Source organism: Microbacterium sp. JZ37, from assembly GCF_035188445.1.
Lineage (GTDB): Bacteria > Actinomycetota > Actinomycetes > Actinomycetales > Microbacteriaceae > Microbacterium > Microbacterium barkeri.
The window spans coordinates 2,325,953-2,340,420 of record NZ_CP045253.1 but is presented as its reverse complement, the minus strand read 5'-3'; the positions used below and the strand labels follow the sequence as shown (position 1 = coordinate 2,340,420).

Here is a 14,468-nt window from a genome sequence, read left to right as displayed (position 1 = left end):
GTGACGGATCAGGACCACGGCGCAGAGCTCGTCAGCCGGCTCAGGGTGATCGAGGATCAGCCTCTCGCCGAGCGGGCGAGCGCGTACGCGGCCCTGCACGACGAGCTGGCCGCGCGGCTCGAGTCCGCTCCTCGCGACGGCACCGCGCCCCGATGACGCAGCGACTCGACGCGGCGCTCGCCGAGCGCGGCCTCGCGCGCTCGCGCACGCACGCGGCGGGCCTCATCGCGGATGGCGCGGTGCGGGTCGAGGGCGAGATCGTCACGAAGGCGTCGGCGAGGGTCGACGACACGACGCGCATCGAGGTGGACGCCGCCGATCAGTGGGTCAGCCGCGGCGCCCACAAGCTCATTCACGCGCTCGACGCGTTCTCGATCGAGGTCGCCGACCGGGCCGCGCTCGACATGGGAGCGTCGACCGGCGGCTTCACCCAGGTGCTCCGAGCCCGCGGGGCGTCCCCGGTCATCGCCGTCGACGTGGGCCACGGACAGCTCGCGCCAGCGGTCGCGAGCGATCCCGAGGTGCGTGCGGTCGAGGGCTTCAACGTGCGGTTCATGACCCCGGAGAGGCTCGCGGAGGCCAGCGGCATTGCGACACCGCCCTCCGTCGTCACGGGCGACCTGTCGTTCATCTCGCTCACGCTCGTCCTGCCATCCGTCGCGTCGGTGGCGGCAGACGGCGCCGACGTCGTCCTGCTCGTCAAGCCGCAGTTCGAGGTGGGGCGCACCGGCATCCGCGGCGGTGTCGTGATCGACCCCGCTCTCCGCATCGATGCCGTGCGCGGCGTCCTGCGTGCTGCCTGGGATCTCGGCCTCGGCACCCGCGCGGTGCGCCGTTCGCCGATCGAGGGCGCGCACGGCAATGTCGAGGTGCTTGTGCACATCTCGCCGGGCCGCGGAGCGGATCCGACAGAATGGGAGGACACGATCGTGACGGAGGCGGGAGGACGATGACGCAGCGCAGGATCCTGATCGTCGCCCACGCGTATCGCGAGGACACGGTGCGCGCCGCGGTGCGGGTCGTGAACGCCGTGCGCGCCGAGGGCGCCGTCCCGGTGCTCGCCCCCGACGACCGTGCCGAGCTGTCCGCGATCGTCGCCGAGCTCGCCGACGTCCCCGCTCTCGGCGTCGACGTGGCCCTGACCGAGATCGACATCGCGATCGTGCTCGGGGGAGACGGCACCATCCTGCGCGCGGCCGAGCTGGTGCGCGGAGGCACGGCGCCTGTCCTCGGCGTCAACATGGGGCACGTCGGCTTCCTCGCCGAGATCGAGCGCGACGACATGGACGAGGCCGTCCACCGCGCGATCATCGGCGACTACGCGGTCGAGGAGCGCCTCGCCCTCGCCGTCATCGTGAAGGACGACGACGACCGTGTGGTCTACGAGACGTGGGCCCTGAACGAGGCAGCGATCGAGAAGGACCAGCGCGAGCGGATGATCGAGGTCATCATCGAGGTCGACCGTCGGCCGCTCACGGCGTACGGTGCGGACGGCGTCGTCGTCGCGACTCCGACGGGATCCACGGCGTACAACTTCTCCGCGGGCGGGCCCGTCATCTGGCCGACCGTGCAGGCGATCGCCGTCGTGCCGCTCTCGGCGCACACGCTGTTCTCGAAGCCCCTCGTTGTCGGGCCCGACCACGCCGTCGCAGTCGAGCTCAAGGACGACTCGGCGGGCACCGGCGTCCTCTGGTGCGACGGGCGCCGCTCGCACCCGCTCCCGCCCGGCGCGCGCGTCGTCGTGCGGCGCTCGCCGAAGCCCGTGCTGCTCGCCCGCCTGCACCCCGCCGCGTTCACCGACCGGCTCGTCCGCAAGTTCAAGCTGCCGACCGAGGGATGGCGCGGCCCGAGCGAGCACACGCCCACCGAGACCCTCACGCTGCCGAGCCTGGAGGCCCACGAGTGATCGAGGAGATGCGACTGCGCGACCTCGGCGTGATCGCCGAGGCGACCCTGCCCATGGGCGCCGGGTTCACGGCGATCACGGGCGAGACCGGTGCGGGCAAGACCATGGTGGTGACCGGCCTCGGGCTGCTGCTCGGCCAGCGCGCCGACTCGGGCGCCGTGCGCGCGGGGGCGGCGCAGGCTGTCGTCGAGGGCGTGTGGATCGTGCCGGAGACCGGCGCCGTCGCCGAGCGCGTGCGCGACGCCGGCGGCGACCTGGAGCCGATCGGCGACGGCAGCGCCGAGCTGTATCTCTCGCGCACGCTCGCCGCCGAGGGTCGCAGTCGTGCGAGCGTGGGCGGCCGCGCCGCCCCGGCCGGGGTGCTCGCCGACCTCGCTGATGCGCTCGTCGTCGTGCACGGCCAGACCGATCAGCTGCGTCTCCGCTCGGCGGCCGCTCAGCGCGACGCGCTCGACCGCTTCGCGGGAGCGCCCGTGCGCGAGGCCCTCGAGGCCTACCGGGTCGCATGGCATGCGCACCGCGAGCTCGAGCGCGAGCTGGAGACCCTCACGACCGAGCGCACCGCGCGCGAAGCCGAGGCGGAGTCCCTGCGCGCGACCCTCGCGGAGATCGAGCAGATCGCCCCTGTCGAGGGCGAGGACGTGCAGCTCGCCGAGCGCGCCGAGCGGCTCGCGAACGCCGAGGAGCTGCGGTCTGCGGCGGCGCTCGCCCGCGAGGCCCTCTCGAGCGAGGAGGGAGCTCCGGATGTCTCGGGGCTCGTGAGCGAGGCGCGTCGCGCGCTCGAGCGCGCGGGCGACCCGGCGCTCACGACCCTGGCGGAGCAGATCGCCGACCTCGGATACCGGGCGGCGGACCTCGCCGTCGAGCTCTCGGGCTTCCTCGCCGATCTCGACGAGACCGGGCCGCAGGAGCTGGCGGCGGTCGAGGAGCGCCGGGCCGCCGTCGGCTCTCTCGTCCGCGCTCACGGGTCGCTCGACGCCGCGATCGCCCTCCTCGAGACGGGCTCCGCGCGGCTCGCGGAGCTCGACGACGACGGAGACCGGATCGAGCGGCTGTCCGCCCAGCGCGAGGAGTCGCGCGCCGCGCTCGACGCCGCGGCAGCGACGCTCACCGCGGCGCGCCGGGAGGCGGCGACGCGCCTCGGCGACGCTGTCACGGAGGAGCTGCACGCCCTCGCGATGCCCGACGCGCGTCTCGTCGTGGAGGTCTCGCCGGGCCAGGAATCGGCGACCGGGCGCGACGACGTCGCCTTCCTGCTCGCTCCGCACCCCGGAGCCGAGCCGCGCTCGGTCGCGCGCGGCGCGTCGGGCGGCGAGCTGAGCCGCGTGATGCTCGCGATCGAGGTCGTGATCGCCGAGACCGACCCCGTGCCGACGTTCGTGTTCGACGAGGTCGACGCGGGCATCGGCGGCGCCGCGGCGATCGAGGTCGGCAAGCGCCTCGCGCGCCTCGCGCAGTCGTCGCAGGTGATCGCGGTGACCCATCTCGCGCAGGTGGCGGCGTTCGCGAGCAACCACCTGAGCGTGGTCAAGGCCAACGACGGGTCGGTCACCCGCTCGAGCGTGCAGCGTCTGGAGGGCGCAGAGCGGGAGGCCGAGATGGCACGGCTGCTCTCGGGACTGGCCGACTCGGACGCTGCGCTGACCCACGCGCGCGAGCTTCTCGCGCTCGCCCACACCGCCGTCTGACACCGCCCGCGAGGTCGCTCTCGCCCGCGCGCCGGGAACGTGGCACGATAGCCCGAAGGATGCCGGGCGCGGCGCCTCCCGTCGGCCGCGACAAGCATCCGCCGCTGGGAGCACACTGCGAGCGGCACGCCCTCCTCCCACCCCGGACTGTTAGGATCGAAGCCCGTGATGCAGACTCCTGAGGCACGGCGCGACGACACCACCAAGCAGATCTTCGTGACGGGCGGTGTCGTCTCCTCGCTCGGCAAGGGGCTCACGGCCGCGAGTCTCGGGAACCTCCTCACCGCACGCGGGCTGCACGTGGTCATGCAGAAGCTCGACCCGTACCTCAACGTCGACCCCGGCACGATGAACCCGTTCCAGCACGGCGAGGTCTTCGTCACGGACGACGGCGCCGAGACCGACCTCGACATCGGGCACTACGAGCGCTTCCTCGACATCAACCTGTCGCAGGCCGCGAACGTCACGACGGGCCAGATCTACTCGCAGGTCATCGCGCGCGAGCGCCGCGGCGAGTACCTGGGCGACACTGTGCAGGTCATCCCGCACATCACCGACGAGATCAAGCGGCGCATGCGCCTGCAGGCCGAGGACGAGCCGCGTCCCGACGTCATCATCACGGAGGTCGGCGGCACGGTCGGCGACATCGAGTCGCAGCCGTTCCTCGAGGCGGCCCGGCAGCTGCGCCACGAGCTCGGTCGCGACAACGTGTTCTTCGTGCACGTGTCGCTCGTGCCGTTCATGGGCGCATCCGGCGAGCAGAAGACGAAGCCCACGCAGCACTCGGTGGCCGCGCTGCGCCAGGTCGGCATCCAGCCCGACGCGCTCGTGCTCCGCAGCGATCGCCCTGTGAGCGAGAGCAACCGCAACAAGATCGCCCTCATGTGCGACGTCGACATCGAGGGCGTCGTGAACACGGTCGACCTCCCGAGCATCTACGACATCCCGTCGACGCTCAACGAGCAGGGCCTCGACGCCTACATCGCGCGCCGCCTCGGCCTCGCCGAGAAGGCCGGCGACGTCGACTGGACGCGCTGGGGCCGCGTCCTGCACGCGGTCCACAACCCGAAGCACGAGGTGACGATCGGCCTCGTCGGCAAGTACATCGACCTGCCCGACGCCTACCTCTCGGTGACCGAGGCGCTCAAGGCCGGCGGATTCGCGCAGGAGACCAAGGTCAACATCCGCTGGATCCCGTCGGACACCTGCGAGACGCCCGAGGGCGCCAAGGAGCAGCTGTCGTCGCTCGACGGCATCTGCGTGCCCGGCGGATTCGGCATCCGCGGCATCGAGGGCAAGCTCGGAGCGCTCCGCTTCGCCCGCGAGCAGGGCATCCCTACGCTCGGCCTGTGCCTCGGCCTGCAGTGCATGGTGATCGAGTACGCCCGCGACGTGGCCGGCATCGCCGACGCGTCGTCGACCGAGTTCGACCCCGAGACGACCGCTCCCGTCATCGCGACGATGGCCGAGCAGGTCGACATCCTCGACCGCGGCGACCTCGGCGGCACGATGCGCCTCGGTCTGTACCCCGCGCGCCTCGCGGACGGCTCGCTCGCCGCCGACCTCTACGGCGCCGCCGAGGTCCAGGAGCGCCACCGCCACCGCTACGAGGTCAACAACGCCTACCGGGCGCAGCTCGCCGAGGCGGGGCTCGTGTTCTCCGGCCTGAACCCCGACCTCGACCTCGTCGAGTTCGTCGAGCTGCCGCGCGACGTGCACCCGTACTACATCGCGACCCAGGCGCACCCCGAGCTCCGCTCGCGCCCGACCGACCCGCACCCGCTGTTCCGCGGGCTCGTCGGCGCGGCCGTCGAGCGCAGCCGGGCGAGCGAGCTGTTCGACGTCGAGAACGCCTGATGACCGAGGAGCTCCGAGACGAGGCCCACGAGGTCGAGATCGTCGAGAGCGAGGTCGCGTTCCGCGGCATCGTGTGGGACATCGTCTCGGAGCGTTTCGTCTACGGCGACGACCAGCTGACGCGCCAGTACCTCGCCCATCCCGGGGCGGCGGCGGTCGTCGCACTCGACGCGGACGAGCGCGTCCTGCTCATCCAGCAGTACCGCCATCCGATCGGCGAGCGCGACTGGGAGCTCCCCGCCGGGCTCCTCGACGTCGCGGGCGAGAGCCCGCTCGAGGCCGCGCAGCGGGAGCTCGCCGAGGAGGCCGACCTCGAGGCCGCGGACTGGCAGGAGCTGAGCGCCGTGCATCTGTCGCCGGGCGGCACGTCGGAGCTCATCCACCTGTTCCTCGCACGCGACCTCACGCCGACGGAAGGCGCGTTCGAGCGCGAGGGCGAGGAGGCCGACATGCGCGTGGAGTGGCTGCCCCTCGAGGAGGCCGTGCGCGCGGTGGTCGAAGGGCGGTTCCGGAACGCGACCACGGGCATGGGACTGCTGCTGGCCGCGGCGCGGCTGCGCGGCGCCTAGGACGCGGCGTGCGTCTCGAGCGCGCCGTCGACGCGTATCTGCGGCACCTCACGATCGAGCGCGGCCTGTCGGAGCACACGATCGCGGCGTACCGCCGCGATCTGGAGGGCTATGCCGCGTGGCTGCGCGCGAACGGGGTCGACGATGCTGACGCCGTGACCCCCGCGATCGCCGCGGAGTTCGCGGCGGCACGGGCCGGGGAGGACCCGCCGCCCGCTGCCTCCTCACTCGCTCGCCTCCAGTCATCCGTGCGCGGTCTGCACCGCTTCCTCGTGCGCGAGGGCCTCGCGGCCGACGATCCCGCCCAGCGGCTGCGTCCTCCGAAGCAGCCGCAGCGGCTCCCGAAGGCCCTGACGATCGAGCAGGTCGAGCGCCTGCTCGCCGCGCCCTCGCCCGACGAGCCCCTGGGCATCCGCGATCGCGCCCTGCTGGAGCTGCTCTACGCGACCGGCGCGCGCGTGTCGGAGGCGATCTCTCTCGATGTCGACGACCTCGCGAGCGGCGACGTGCTGCGTCTGCGCGGCAAGGGCTCGAAGGAGCGCATCGTGCCGGTGGGGTCGTTCGCGCGCGCCGCGGTGGATGCGTACCTCACGCGCGTGCGCCCCGAGCTCGCGGCGAAGGGGAGGGCCACCGCGAAGATCTTCCTCGGCGCCCGCGGCGCCCCGCTCTCGCGGCAGAGCGCGTGGCTCGTGATCCAGGCGGCTGCGGAGCGCGCGCACCTCGAGGCGCACGTGTCCCCGCACACACTCCGCCACTCGTTCGCGACGCACCTCCTGCAGGGCGGCGCCGACGTGCGCGTCGTGCAGGAGCTCCTCGGCCACTCGTCGGTCGCGACCACGCAGATCTACACCCACGTCACGGTCGACACGCTCCGCGATGTGTACGCGACGAGCCATCCCCGAGCGCTCTGACCGGAATATCACGGGTCGGTAACGAAGTCCTCCGCGATAAGAGGAATCGGCGCTGCGGCGACACATCCTCAGTGAGAGCGCCTCCGCAGATCATCCTCCAGACGGATGCCCCGCGGGTCGCGCGCTTGGAACGATGGCAGGACACAGCACCGCGCGCTCGCCGCGCCTCGACGCAGGGACCATGATGCGAACCACACGCCCTCTCACGCTCGTCGCCTCGGCGGCCATCCTCACCGCGACCCTCGCGGGATGCTCGCAGCAGGGCGGCGGTGAGCCCGAGCTCTCGTGGGAGGACTCGCCCCTCAACGAGTACACGGCAGCCGTGTACGGCAGCGACCTCTCGCCCGAGGAGCAGCAGAAGCAGATGGACGAGCAGACGCGCGAGATCGAGGAGCGCACCGCGGAGTGCATGCAGGCCGAGGGCTTCGAGTACGTGCCCAACCTGCAGAACGGCGGCGTGGTCTTCGAGGACGACGGGGTCTGGGACCCCGAGTCGCGCGAGTGGGTCGCGCAGTACGGGTACGGCATGTTCAACGACCCGTGGCAGGACCAGCCGCAGCCCGAGCCGGAGGAGTACGTCGACCCGAACCAGGAGTACATCGAGTCGCTGTCGGAGTCGGAGCAGCTGGCCTACAACGAGACGCTCTGGGGCGAGCAGCCGTCCGAGGAGGAGATGAGCGACCCCGAGTTCGACTGGAACGCGTTCTACGAGACCGCCGATCGCGGCTGCAACGGGGAGGCGTCGGACGAGGTGTACGGCACGAACCTCTGGGACAAGCTGTACGAGGAGTTCGAGCCGCTCATGACGAAGATGGACGAGCTCTACACGACCGTCCAGGAGTCGCCCGAGATGGTCGAGCTCGACGCGGAGTGGGCGTCGTGCATGGCCGACGCGGGCCACGCGGGCTACTCGAAGCAGGCGGACCCGATGAACGAGCTCTCGGAGAAGCAGAACGCCTTCTACGAGGAGCAGAACGCCGCGTACGAGGACTTCGACTTCGAGAACGCGAGCGAGGAGGAGCTCGCGGCTCTCGAGGAGCAGAGCGACCCCACGCAGACGCCCGAGTGGAAGGAGCTCGCCGAGAAGGAGATCGAGATCGCGCTCGTCGACCTCGACTGCCGCGAGAAGACCGACTACCGCGACGCGAGCCTGCGCATCCAGTTCGAGCTCGAGGAGCAGTTCATCGCCGACAACAAGGCCGAGCTCGAGGCGTACAAGGCCGCTGCCGAGCAGGCGAGCTGAGCGGTGCGCGCACGGGATCTTCGCATGGAGGGGCGCGAGAAGAGCGGCGGGGACGAGCAGGACCGAGAGACAGAGCTCGTCCCCGCAACATCCGACGCCGCCTCGACGGACGCGACGTTCGACGAGGTCGTCGAGCAGGCGGCCGTCGAGGAGGCGCCGGCCGAGAGCACGCAGGGACGCGCCGCCGGGTGGGGGCGCGTCATCCGCGGCAACAAGGGGCTGTGGATCACCGCGGCGGTCGCGGTCGTCGCGCTCGCCGGGGGCCTCGCGCTCGGGCGCTTCGTGATCTCGCCGCTCGACGCGGCGGCAGGGGCGGGGGCGCCGGACCCGGGCCTCGTCACGGTGCCGGTCGAGTTCGGCGCGCTGAGCAACGACGTCACGCTGCGCGGCGACGTCGGCTACACCGACGCGGTCGAGCTCAAGATCGACACGTCGTCGTTCACGGGGGCCGCCATCGTGACCGGGCAGGTGCCCGAGGCGGGCGCGGAACTCGACAGCCTCTCGATCGCGCTCGAGGTGACCGGGCGGCCGGTCATCGTGCTGCCGGGGGAGCTGCCGGCCTACCGCACGCTGCGCGTCGGGGTCTCCGGCCCCGACGTCATCCAGCTCAAGGAAGCCCTCACGGCCGTCGGGATCGGTGTCGGCGACGCCGCGTCCGATGTCTTCGACGAGGCGACGGCGCTCGCGGTGGGCGAGCTCTACAACCAGGCCGGGTATCCGGCTCCCGAGCCCGAGGAGGGCGTCGCGGAGGCGGTGATCGCGGCCGAGGAGGGCGTGCGGATGGCGGAGCAGTCGCTCGCGGACGCGCGCAAGGCCCTCGCGACGGCGGGCCAGGGCCCGTCGGACATCGAGATCCGCGAGGCGGACAACCAGATCGCGAGCCTGCACCGCCAGATCGCCGCGGCCGAGGGGGCGGGTGAGGATGCGAGCGACCTGCGCGATCAGCTCGCGGTCGCGGAGCTGCAGCGACAGGCCCTCGACGCTCCCCGCGACACGAGCGCCGAGCAGGCGATGGTCGACAGCGCGATCGCCGGTGTCGAGACGGCGAACGCCTCGCTCGCCGAGGCGCGCGAGTCGGCGCTGCCGTTCCTCCCGGCGAGCGAGGTGCTCTACCTGCAGGAGCTGCCGCGCCGCGTCGACGCCGTGAACGTCGAGCGCGGCGCCGCGCTCGAGGGTGCCGCCATGACGGTGTCCGGCGCGTCGGTCGAGCTCACGGGCACCGCCGCTGCCGCCGACGTCGAGCTGCTCGAGGTCGGCGCCGAGGCGACCTTCGAGCTGCCGGACGGCGCCGAGCACCGCGCGGTCATCGCCGCGATCGAGCCCGCGGAGGACGGCGGCCGGACGAAGATCTCCTTCGAGCCCGACCCGCTCACTCCCGAGCAGATGGAGCAGGTGCAGGGCACGAACGTCCGCATCAACGTGCCGGTCGGCGCGACCGAGGGCGAGGTGCTCTCGGTGCCGTACGCGGCCCTCACGGCGGGCCCCGGCGGCGACTCGCGCGTCGAGGTCGTCACGGGCGACCCGCGTGACGGCGAGAGCGCCGAGACGCGTCTCGTGACGGTCGAGACCGGCCTCGCCGCGGGCGGCTACGTCGAGGTGACTCCGGTCGAGGGCGAGCTCGAGGAGGGCGACCTCGTGGTGGTCGGCTCGTGACCGATCCCATCGTCGAGCTCCGCGACGTGACCCGCTCGTTCCCCGGGCCGCCGGAGGTGCAGGCGCTCAAGGCCGCATCGCTCCGGCTCGAGCAGGGCGAGTACGCGTCGATCGTCGGGCCGAGCGGCTCGGGCAAGTCGACCATGCTGAACATCCTCGGTCTCCTCGATCGTCCGACCGTGGGGGAGTACCGGCTCGCGGGCGCCCTCACCGGCGATCTGACCGAGGACGAGCGCGCCGCCGTGCGCGCGCAGTTCATCGGCTTCGTCTTCCAGGCGTTCCACCTCATGCCGCGTCGCACCGTGCTCGACAACGTGCTCATGCCCATGCTCTACAGCGGCGTGCCGCGCGCCGAGCGCGAGGCTCGCGCCGAGGCGGCCCTCGACCGCGTCGGGCTGGGGCACCGCAAGTCGTTCTTCCCCGGCACGCTCTCGGGCGGCGAGCGGCAGCGCGTCGCCGTCGCGCGAGCGGTCGTGAGCGGGCCCCGGCTGCTCCTCGCGGACGAGCCGACCGGCAGCCTCGACCAGAAGACCTCGCGCGAGGTCATGGAGCTCTTCGAGGAGCTCAACGCCGACGGTCTCACGCTCGTCGTGATCACGCATGACCAGGGCGTGGCCGAGCGCGCGCGCCGGAGCATCCGGATCTCCGACGGCCGGCTGAGCGAGGTCGCATGACCGCCGTCGAGACCGAGGCGCCGGCCGAGGAGTCGCCGTCGCGCCGCCGTCGGCTGACCTGGCGCCGGCGGCGGCCCTCTGCCGACGGCCCCGCACCCTCGCGCGCGGTGGACCTCGTGCGCCCCGTCGCCCGCGCCGACCGGTTCACGGCGAGCGATCTGTTCCTCGAGGCGACCACGGACATCGGGTCGCGCCCCGGCCGACTCATCATGACCATCCTCGGCACCGTGCTCGGGATCGGGTCCCTCGTCGCCACCTGGGGGTTCGCGCAGACGGCGGCCGCGCAGATCGCGAGCCAGTTCGACGCGGTCGCCGCGACGCAGGTCTCCATCGCTCCTGCCGAGGCGTCGAGCGGGCCCGACGGCCGGACGGGGGCGCTCGGCACGATCCCGTGGGATGCTCCCGACCGGCTCGAGCTGCTGGCGGGCGCCGAGGCGGCGGCTCTCATCTCGGAGGTGCCGCTCGAGGAGGCCGCCATCACGGCCGTGCCGCTCAACGACCCGTCGGCGCCGGCGACCGCGCCGCCGCCGCTCATGGCGACGTCGGCCGGGCTGCTCGACGTGGTCCGCGGCGAGATGCTCACGGGGCGCATGTTCGACGAGGGGCATGACGTCCGCGGCGACCGCGTGGCCGTGCTCGGCGCGCGTGCCGCCGAGCGTCTCAGCATCGCGCGCGTCGACCGACAGCCCTCGATCTTCATCGACGGCCTGGCGTATGCCGTGATCGGCATCGTGGGCGAGACGCAGACGCGCGGCGAGCTCCGAGACGCCGTGATCATCCCCGACGGCGCCGCGCGCGCCGACTTCTCGCTGCCCGCGCCCGCCGAGGCCGTCGTCCGGATCGCCGTGGGCGCGGGGCCCCAGATCGCCGAACAGGCGCCGCTCGCCCTGGCACCCGACGCTCCCGACACGCTCGACGTGCGCGCGCCATCCGCCGGATCGGATCTGGGCGATGCGGTGCAGTCCGACGTCAACATCGTGTTCGTCATCGTCGGCGCGGTGTCGCTGCTCGCCGGCGGACTCGGGATCGCGAACGTCACGCTCCTGTCGGTCATGGAGCGGGTCGGCGAGATCGGCCTGCGGCGCGCGCTCGGCGCCACCCGCCGGCAGATCGCCGCGCAGTTCACGGTCGAGTCCATCGTCATCGGCCTGCTCGGCGGGCTCATCGGGGCCGCGCTCGGGGTCCTGTCCGTCGTCGTCGTGGCCGCGACACAGCAGTGGACGGCCGTGGTCGACCCGCTCGTCGCCTGCGCCGGCGTCGTGCTCGGCGCGGTCGTCGGATGGCTCTCGGGCTGGTACCCGGCGCGTCGTGCCGCGCGGGTCGAGCCGGTCAACGCGCTCCGCGGCGCCTGACACACGCCGCGGGAAGGGGCCCGGGCACCGGCGACCCCGACCCGCGGCGTCGGCTCACCGGGTCGGGAGAGAGGGCGATTAGACTCGGACAGGTCGTATCGAGACCAACCAGGACAGTGAGAGCAGGGGATTCGGTGGCGCGCAAGGCCCAGCAGGACGAGAGACCGATCGGCCCGACCGGTCGTCCGTACCAGGGGTTCCCGACGCCGCCGAAGCTCGACAGCCACGGCCCTGCCCGGATCATCGCGCTCTGCAACCAGAAGGGCGGCGTCGGCAAGACGACCACGACGATCAACCTCGCGGCCTCGCTCGCAGAGTACGGGCGCAAGGTGCTCGCCGTGGACTTCGATCCGCAGGGCGCCCTGTCGGCGGGCCTCGGCGTGCAGACGCACGACGTGACGACCATCTACGACCTGCTTCTCGAGCCCAAGCGCGACGCGCACGAGGCGATCGTCCACACCGCGGTCGAGGGGCTCGACATCATCCCCGCGAACATCGACCTGTCGGCGGCCGAGGTGCACCTCGTGAACGAGGTCGCCCGCGAGATGATCCTCGCGCGCGTGCTCCGCGGCATCGCGAACGAGTACGACGTCATCCTCATCGACTGCCAGCCCTCGCTCGGCATCCTCACCGTGAACGCGCTCACGGCGGCGCATGGCGTGCTCATCCCGCTCGAGTGCGAGTTCTTCGCCCTGCGCGGAGTCGCGCTCCTCATCGAGACGATCGACAAGGTGCGCGACCGCCTGAACCCGGCGATCGAGCTCGACGGGCTTCTCGCGACCATGTACGACTCCCGCACGCTGCACTCGCGCGAGGTGCTCGACCGCATCGTCGAGGCGTTCGGCGACAAGGTGCTCGAGACGGTCATCGGCCGCACCGTGAAGTTCCCCGACGCGTCGGTGTCGGGCGTGCCCATCACGGAGTTCGCACCCGAGCACCCGGCGGCTCAGGCCTACCTCCGGCTGGCACGGGAGCTGGTGGCCCGTGGCGCCGTCGCCTGACGCGGCGCACGACGAGACTCCGCTCGCCCCGCGCGCGGAGGAGGCAGACCCGGCGGGGGCCGCGGAGCAGGACGGAGGCGGCGGCTTCCGTGTCTCGCTCGGGAACTTCGACGGGCCGTTCGACCTCCTGCTGACCCTCATCTCGAAGCACGAGCTCGACATCACCGAGATCGCGCTGAGCAGGGTCACCGACGAGTTCATCGCGTATCTGCGCGATCTCGGGCCCGAGGAGGACCTCGACCAGGCCAGCGAGTTCCTCGTCGTCGCCGCGACGCTGCTCGACATGAAGGTCGCGGGGCTCCTTCCGCAGGGCGAGCTCGTCGACGCCGAGTCGGTCGCGCTGCTCGAGGCGCGCGATCTGCTCTTCGCCCGTCTGCTGCAGTACCGCGCGTTCAAGGAGGCGTCCGGATGGTTCCGGGCGCGCCTGCAGGCCGAGGACGGGCGCCACGCACGCGCCGTGCCGCTCGAGGAGAAGCATCGCGCGAAGACCCCGGAGCTCATCTGGACGCTCACGAAGGAGGAGTTCGCGGCGCTCGCGATGCTCGCGTTCGCCCCGAAGGCCCTTCCCCACGTCGGGCTGGACCACCTGCACGCGCCGCTCGTGTCCATCCGCGAGCAGGCCGCGATCGTCGTCACGCAGCTGCGCTCCCGCGAGAGGATGAGCTTCCGGGAGCTCGTCGCGGGGGTCGATCAGATCGGCGTCGTCGTCGCGCGGTTCCTCGCGGTCCTCGAGCTCTACCGGCATGCGGCCATCAGCTTCGAGCAGCTCGAGCCGCTCGGCGAGCTCACCCTCACCTGGACATCCGAGCAGTGGTCGGATGAGATGCTGGCGAGTCTGGGGGCCGACTATGACCGCTGAGCGCGGAGCAGGACGGAAGCGGATGGCCGAGGCAGGAGGGCGAGGATGAGCGACGAGCGGACGGAGACGGCGGAGCGCGTCGACGCGCCGGCGGGCGGCACCGTGACGCAGCGTCTCGAGGCCGTGCTCATGATCGCCGACGAGCCGCTCAGCGTCGTGAGCCTCGCGACGGCAGTGGGGGCGCCCGTGCCCGCCGTGCGCCAGGCGATCGAGACGCTCGTCGCGGACTACGACGGCGCAGCGGGCGGCCCTGTGCGCGGATTCGAGCTGCGCGAGGTCGGCGGCGGATGGCGGTTCTACGTGCGCGAGCAGTTCGACGACCTCGTCGCGGACTTCGTCGGGGGCCAGGCGCCGGCGCGACTCTCCCAGGCCGCGCTCGAGACGCTCGCGGTGATCGCCTACAAGCAGCCCGTGACGCGCTCGCAGGTGGCGTCCATCCGTGCCGTGAACGTCGACTCCGTCGTGCGGACGCTGCTCGCGCGCGGGCTCATCACCGAGCTCTATGCCGACCCGGAGACGGGCGCGGTCAACTACGGCACGACCGACCTGCTGCTGCAGCAGCTCGGGATCAACTCGCTCGACGAGCTCCCGCCGATCTCGCCGCTGCTCGATGACGGCGCCGACGGGTTCGACGAGCTCACCGCATGAGGACGAACGGCCCGCCCCGTCGCCTGTCTCGTCTCCGGCCGGAGGCGACACATGTCTCACTTCCCGCCGGAAACGCGGCATGATTCCAGCGGGAAGCGAGACACGGG

General features: G+C 72.3%; 14 protein-coding genes. All 14 read left to right on the top strand.

The annotated features are described in order from the left end of the window. The 14 genes from GC092_RS10825 (at nt 1) to scpB (ending at nt 14,361) form a co-directional block, all read left to right on the top strand. Nucleotides 1-156: a hypothetical protein gene (locus tag GC092_RS10825; RefSeq protein WP_271173390.1), complete on the top strand. Its 156-nt coding sequence runs from the start codon at nt 1-3 to the stop codon at nt 154-156. Then, entirely contained in the window at nt 153-953 is an 801-nt protein-coding gene (locus GC092_RS10820; protein ID WP_324011898.1) for a TlyA family RNA methyltransferase, read from the top strand. Before GC092_RS10825 ends, GC092_RS10820 begins: the two co-directional genes overlap by 4 nt. Further along, nucleotides 950-1,906, top strand: a complete 957-nt coding sequence (locus GC092_RS10815) for an NAD kinase (protein ID WP_324011897.1) — start codon at nt 950-952, stop codon at nt 1,904-1,906. Before GC092_RS10820 ends, GC092_RS10815 begins: the two co-directional genes overlap by 4 nt. Next, nucleotides 1,903-3,594, top strand: coding sequence for a DNA repair protein RecN (gene recN / locus GC092_RS10810; RefSeq protein WP_324011895.1), 1,692 nt, complete (start codon nt 1,903-1,905; stop codon nt 3,592-3,594). The genes GC092_RS10815 and recN overlap by 4 nt, the downstream gene beginning before the upstream one ends. A 168-nt stretch (nt 3,595-3,762) precedes the next feature. Then, nucleotides 3,763-5,451 carry a CTP synthase gene (locus GC092_RS10805; protein WP_324014898.1) on the top strand — a complete coding sequence of 563 codons (1,689 nt, stop codon included), beginning with the start codon at nt 3,763-3,765 and terminating at the stop codon, nt 5,449-5,451. Next, nucleotides 5,451-6,020 (top strand): NUDIX domain-containing protein, encoded by a 570-nt coding sequence (locus tag GC092_RS10800; protein WP_324011894.1) that lies wholly within the window; start codon nt 5,451-5,453, stop codon nt 6,018-6,020. The genes GC092_RS10805 and GC092_RS10800 overlap by 1 nt, the downstream gene beginning before the upstream one ends. Nucleotides 6,021-6,028: 8 nt before the next feature. After that, nucleotides 6,029-6,931 carry a site-specific tyrosine recombinase XerD gene (gene xerD / locus GC092_RS10795; RefSeq protein WP_324011892.1) on the top strand — a complete coding sequence of 301 codons (903 nt, stop codon included), beginning with the start codon at nt 6,029-6,031 and terminating at the stop codon, nt 6,929-6,931. 181 nt (nt 6,932-7,112) lie between these two features. Next, entirely contained in the window at nt 7,113-8,174 is a 1,062-nt protein-coding gene (locus GC092_RS10790) for a hypothetical protein (RefSeq protein WP_324011891.1), read from the top strand. Nucleotides 8,175-8,198: 24 nt separating this feature from the next. After that, entirely contained in the window at nt 8,199-9,827 is a 1,629-nt protein-coding gene (locus tag GC092_RS10785; RefSeq protein WP_324011889.1) for an efflux RND transporter periplasmic adaptor subunit, read from the top strand. After that, nucleotides 9,824-10,501 (top strand): ABC transporter ATP-binding protein, encoded by a 678-nt coding sequence (locus GC092_RS10780; RefSeq protein WP_271173381.1) that lies wholly within the window; start codon nt 9,824-9,826, stop codon nt 10,499-10,501. The genes GC092_RS10785 and GC092_RS10780 overlap by 4 nt, the downstream gene beginning before the upstream one ends. Next, nucleotides 10,498-11,853 (top strand): ABC transporter permease, encoded by a 1,356-nt coding sequence (locus tag GC092_RS10775; RefSeq protein ID WP_324011888.1) that lies wholly within the window; start codon nt 10,498-10,500, stop codon nt 11,851-11,853. The genes GC092_RS10780 and GC092_RS10775 overlap by 4 nt, the downstream gene beginning before the upstream one ends. Before the next feature lie 134 nt (nt 11,854-11,987). Continuing rightward, nucleotides 11,988-12,854: a ParA family protein gene (locus GC092_RS10770; protein WP_324011887.1), complete on the top strand. Its 867-nt coding sequence runs from the start codon at nt 11,988-11,990 to the stop codon at nt 12,852-12,854. Next, nucleotides 12,838-13,713, top strand: coding sequence for a segregation and condensation protein A (locus GC092_RS10765; protein ID WP_324011886.1), 876 nt, complete (start codon nt 12,838-12,840; stop codon nt 13,711-13,713). The genes GC092_RS10770 and GC092_RS10765 overlap by 17 nt, the downstream gene beginning before the upstream one ends. A gap of 45 nt (nt 13,714-13,758) precedes the next feature. Beyond that, nucleotides 13,759-14,361, top strand: a complete 603-nt coding sequence (gene scpB, locus GC092_RS10760) for an SMC-Scp complex subunit ScpB (RefSeq protein WP_324011885.1) — start codon at nt 13,759-13,761, stop codon at nt 14,359-14,361. Nucleotides 14,362-14,468: the final 107 nt, after the last annotated feature.

What these genes read in the sequence shown, in the direction of transcription:
- GC092_RS10820 (WP_324011898.1), top strand. Translation starts at nt 153, where the DNA reads ATGACGCAGCGACTCGACGCGGCGCTCGCCGAGCGCGGCCTCGCGCGC.
- GC092_RS10815 (WP_324011897.1), top strand. Translation starts at nt 950, where the DNA reads ATGACGCAGCGCAGGATCCTGATCGTCGCCCACGCGTATCGCGAGGAC.
- GC092_RS10805 (WP_324014898.1), top strand. Translation starts at nt 3,763, where the DNA reads ATGCAGACTCCTGAGGCACGGCGCGACGACACCACCAAGCAGATCTTC.
- GC092_RS10800 (WP_324011894.1), top strand. Translation starts at nt 5,451, where the DNA reads ATGACCGAGGAGCTCCGAGACGAGGCCCACGAGGTCGAGATCGTCGAG.
- GC092_RS10790 (WP_324011891.1), top strand. Translation starts at nt 7,113, where the DNA reads ATGATGCGAACCACACGCCCTCTCACGCTCGTCGCCTCGGCGGCCATC.
- GC092_RS10785 (WP_324011889.1), top strand. Translation starts at nt 8,199, where the DNA reads ATGGAGGGGCGCGAGAAGAGCGGCGGGGACGAGCAGGACCGAGAGACA.
- GC092_RS10775 (WP_324011888.1), top strand. Translation starts at nt 10,498, where the DNA reads ATGACCGCCGTCGAGACCGAGGCGCCGGCCGAGGAGTCGCCGTCGCGC.
- scpB (WP_324011885.1), top strand. Translation starts at nt 13,759, where the DNA reads ATGAGCGACGAGCGGACGGAGACGGCGGAGCGCGTCGACGCGCCGGCG.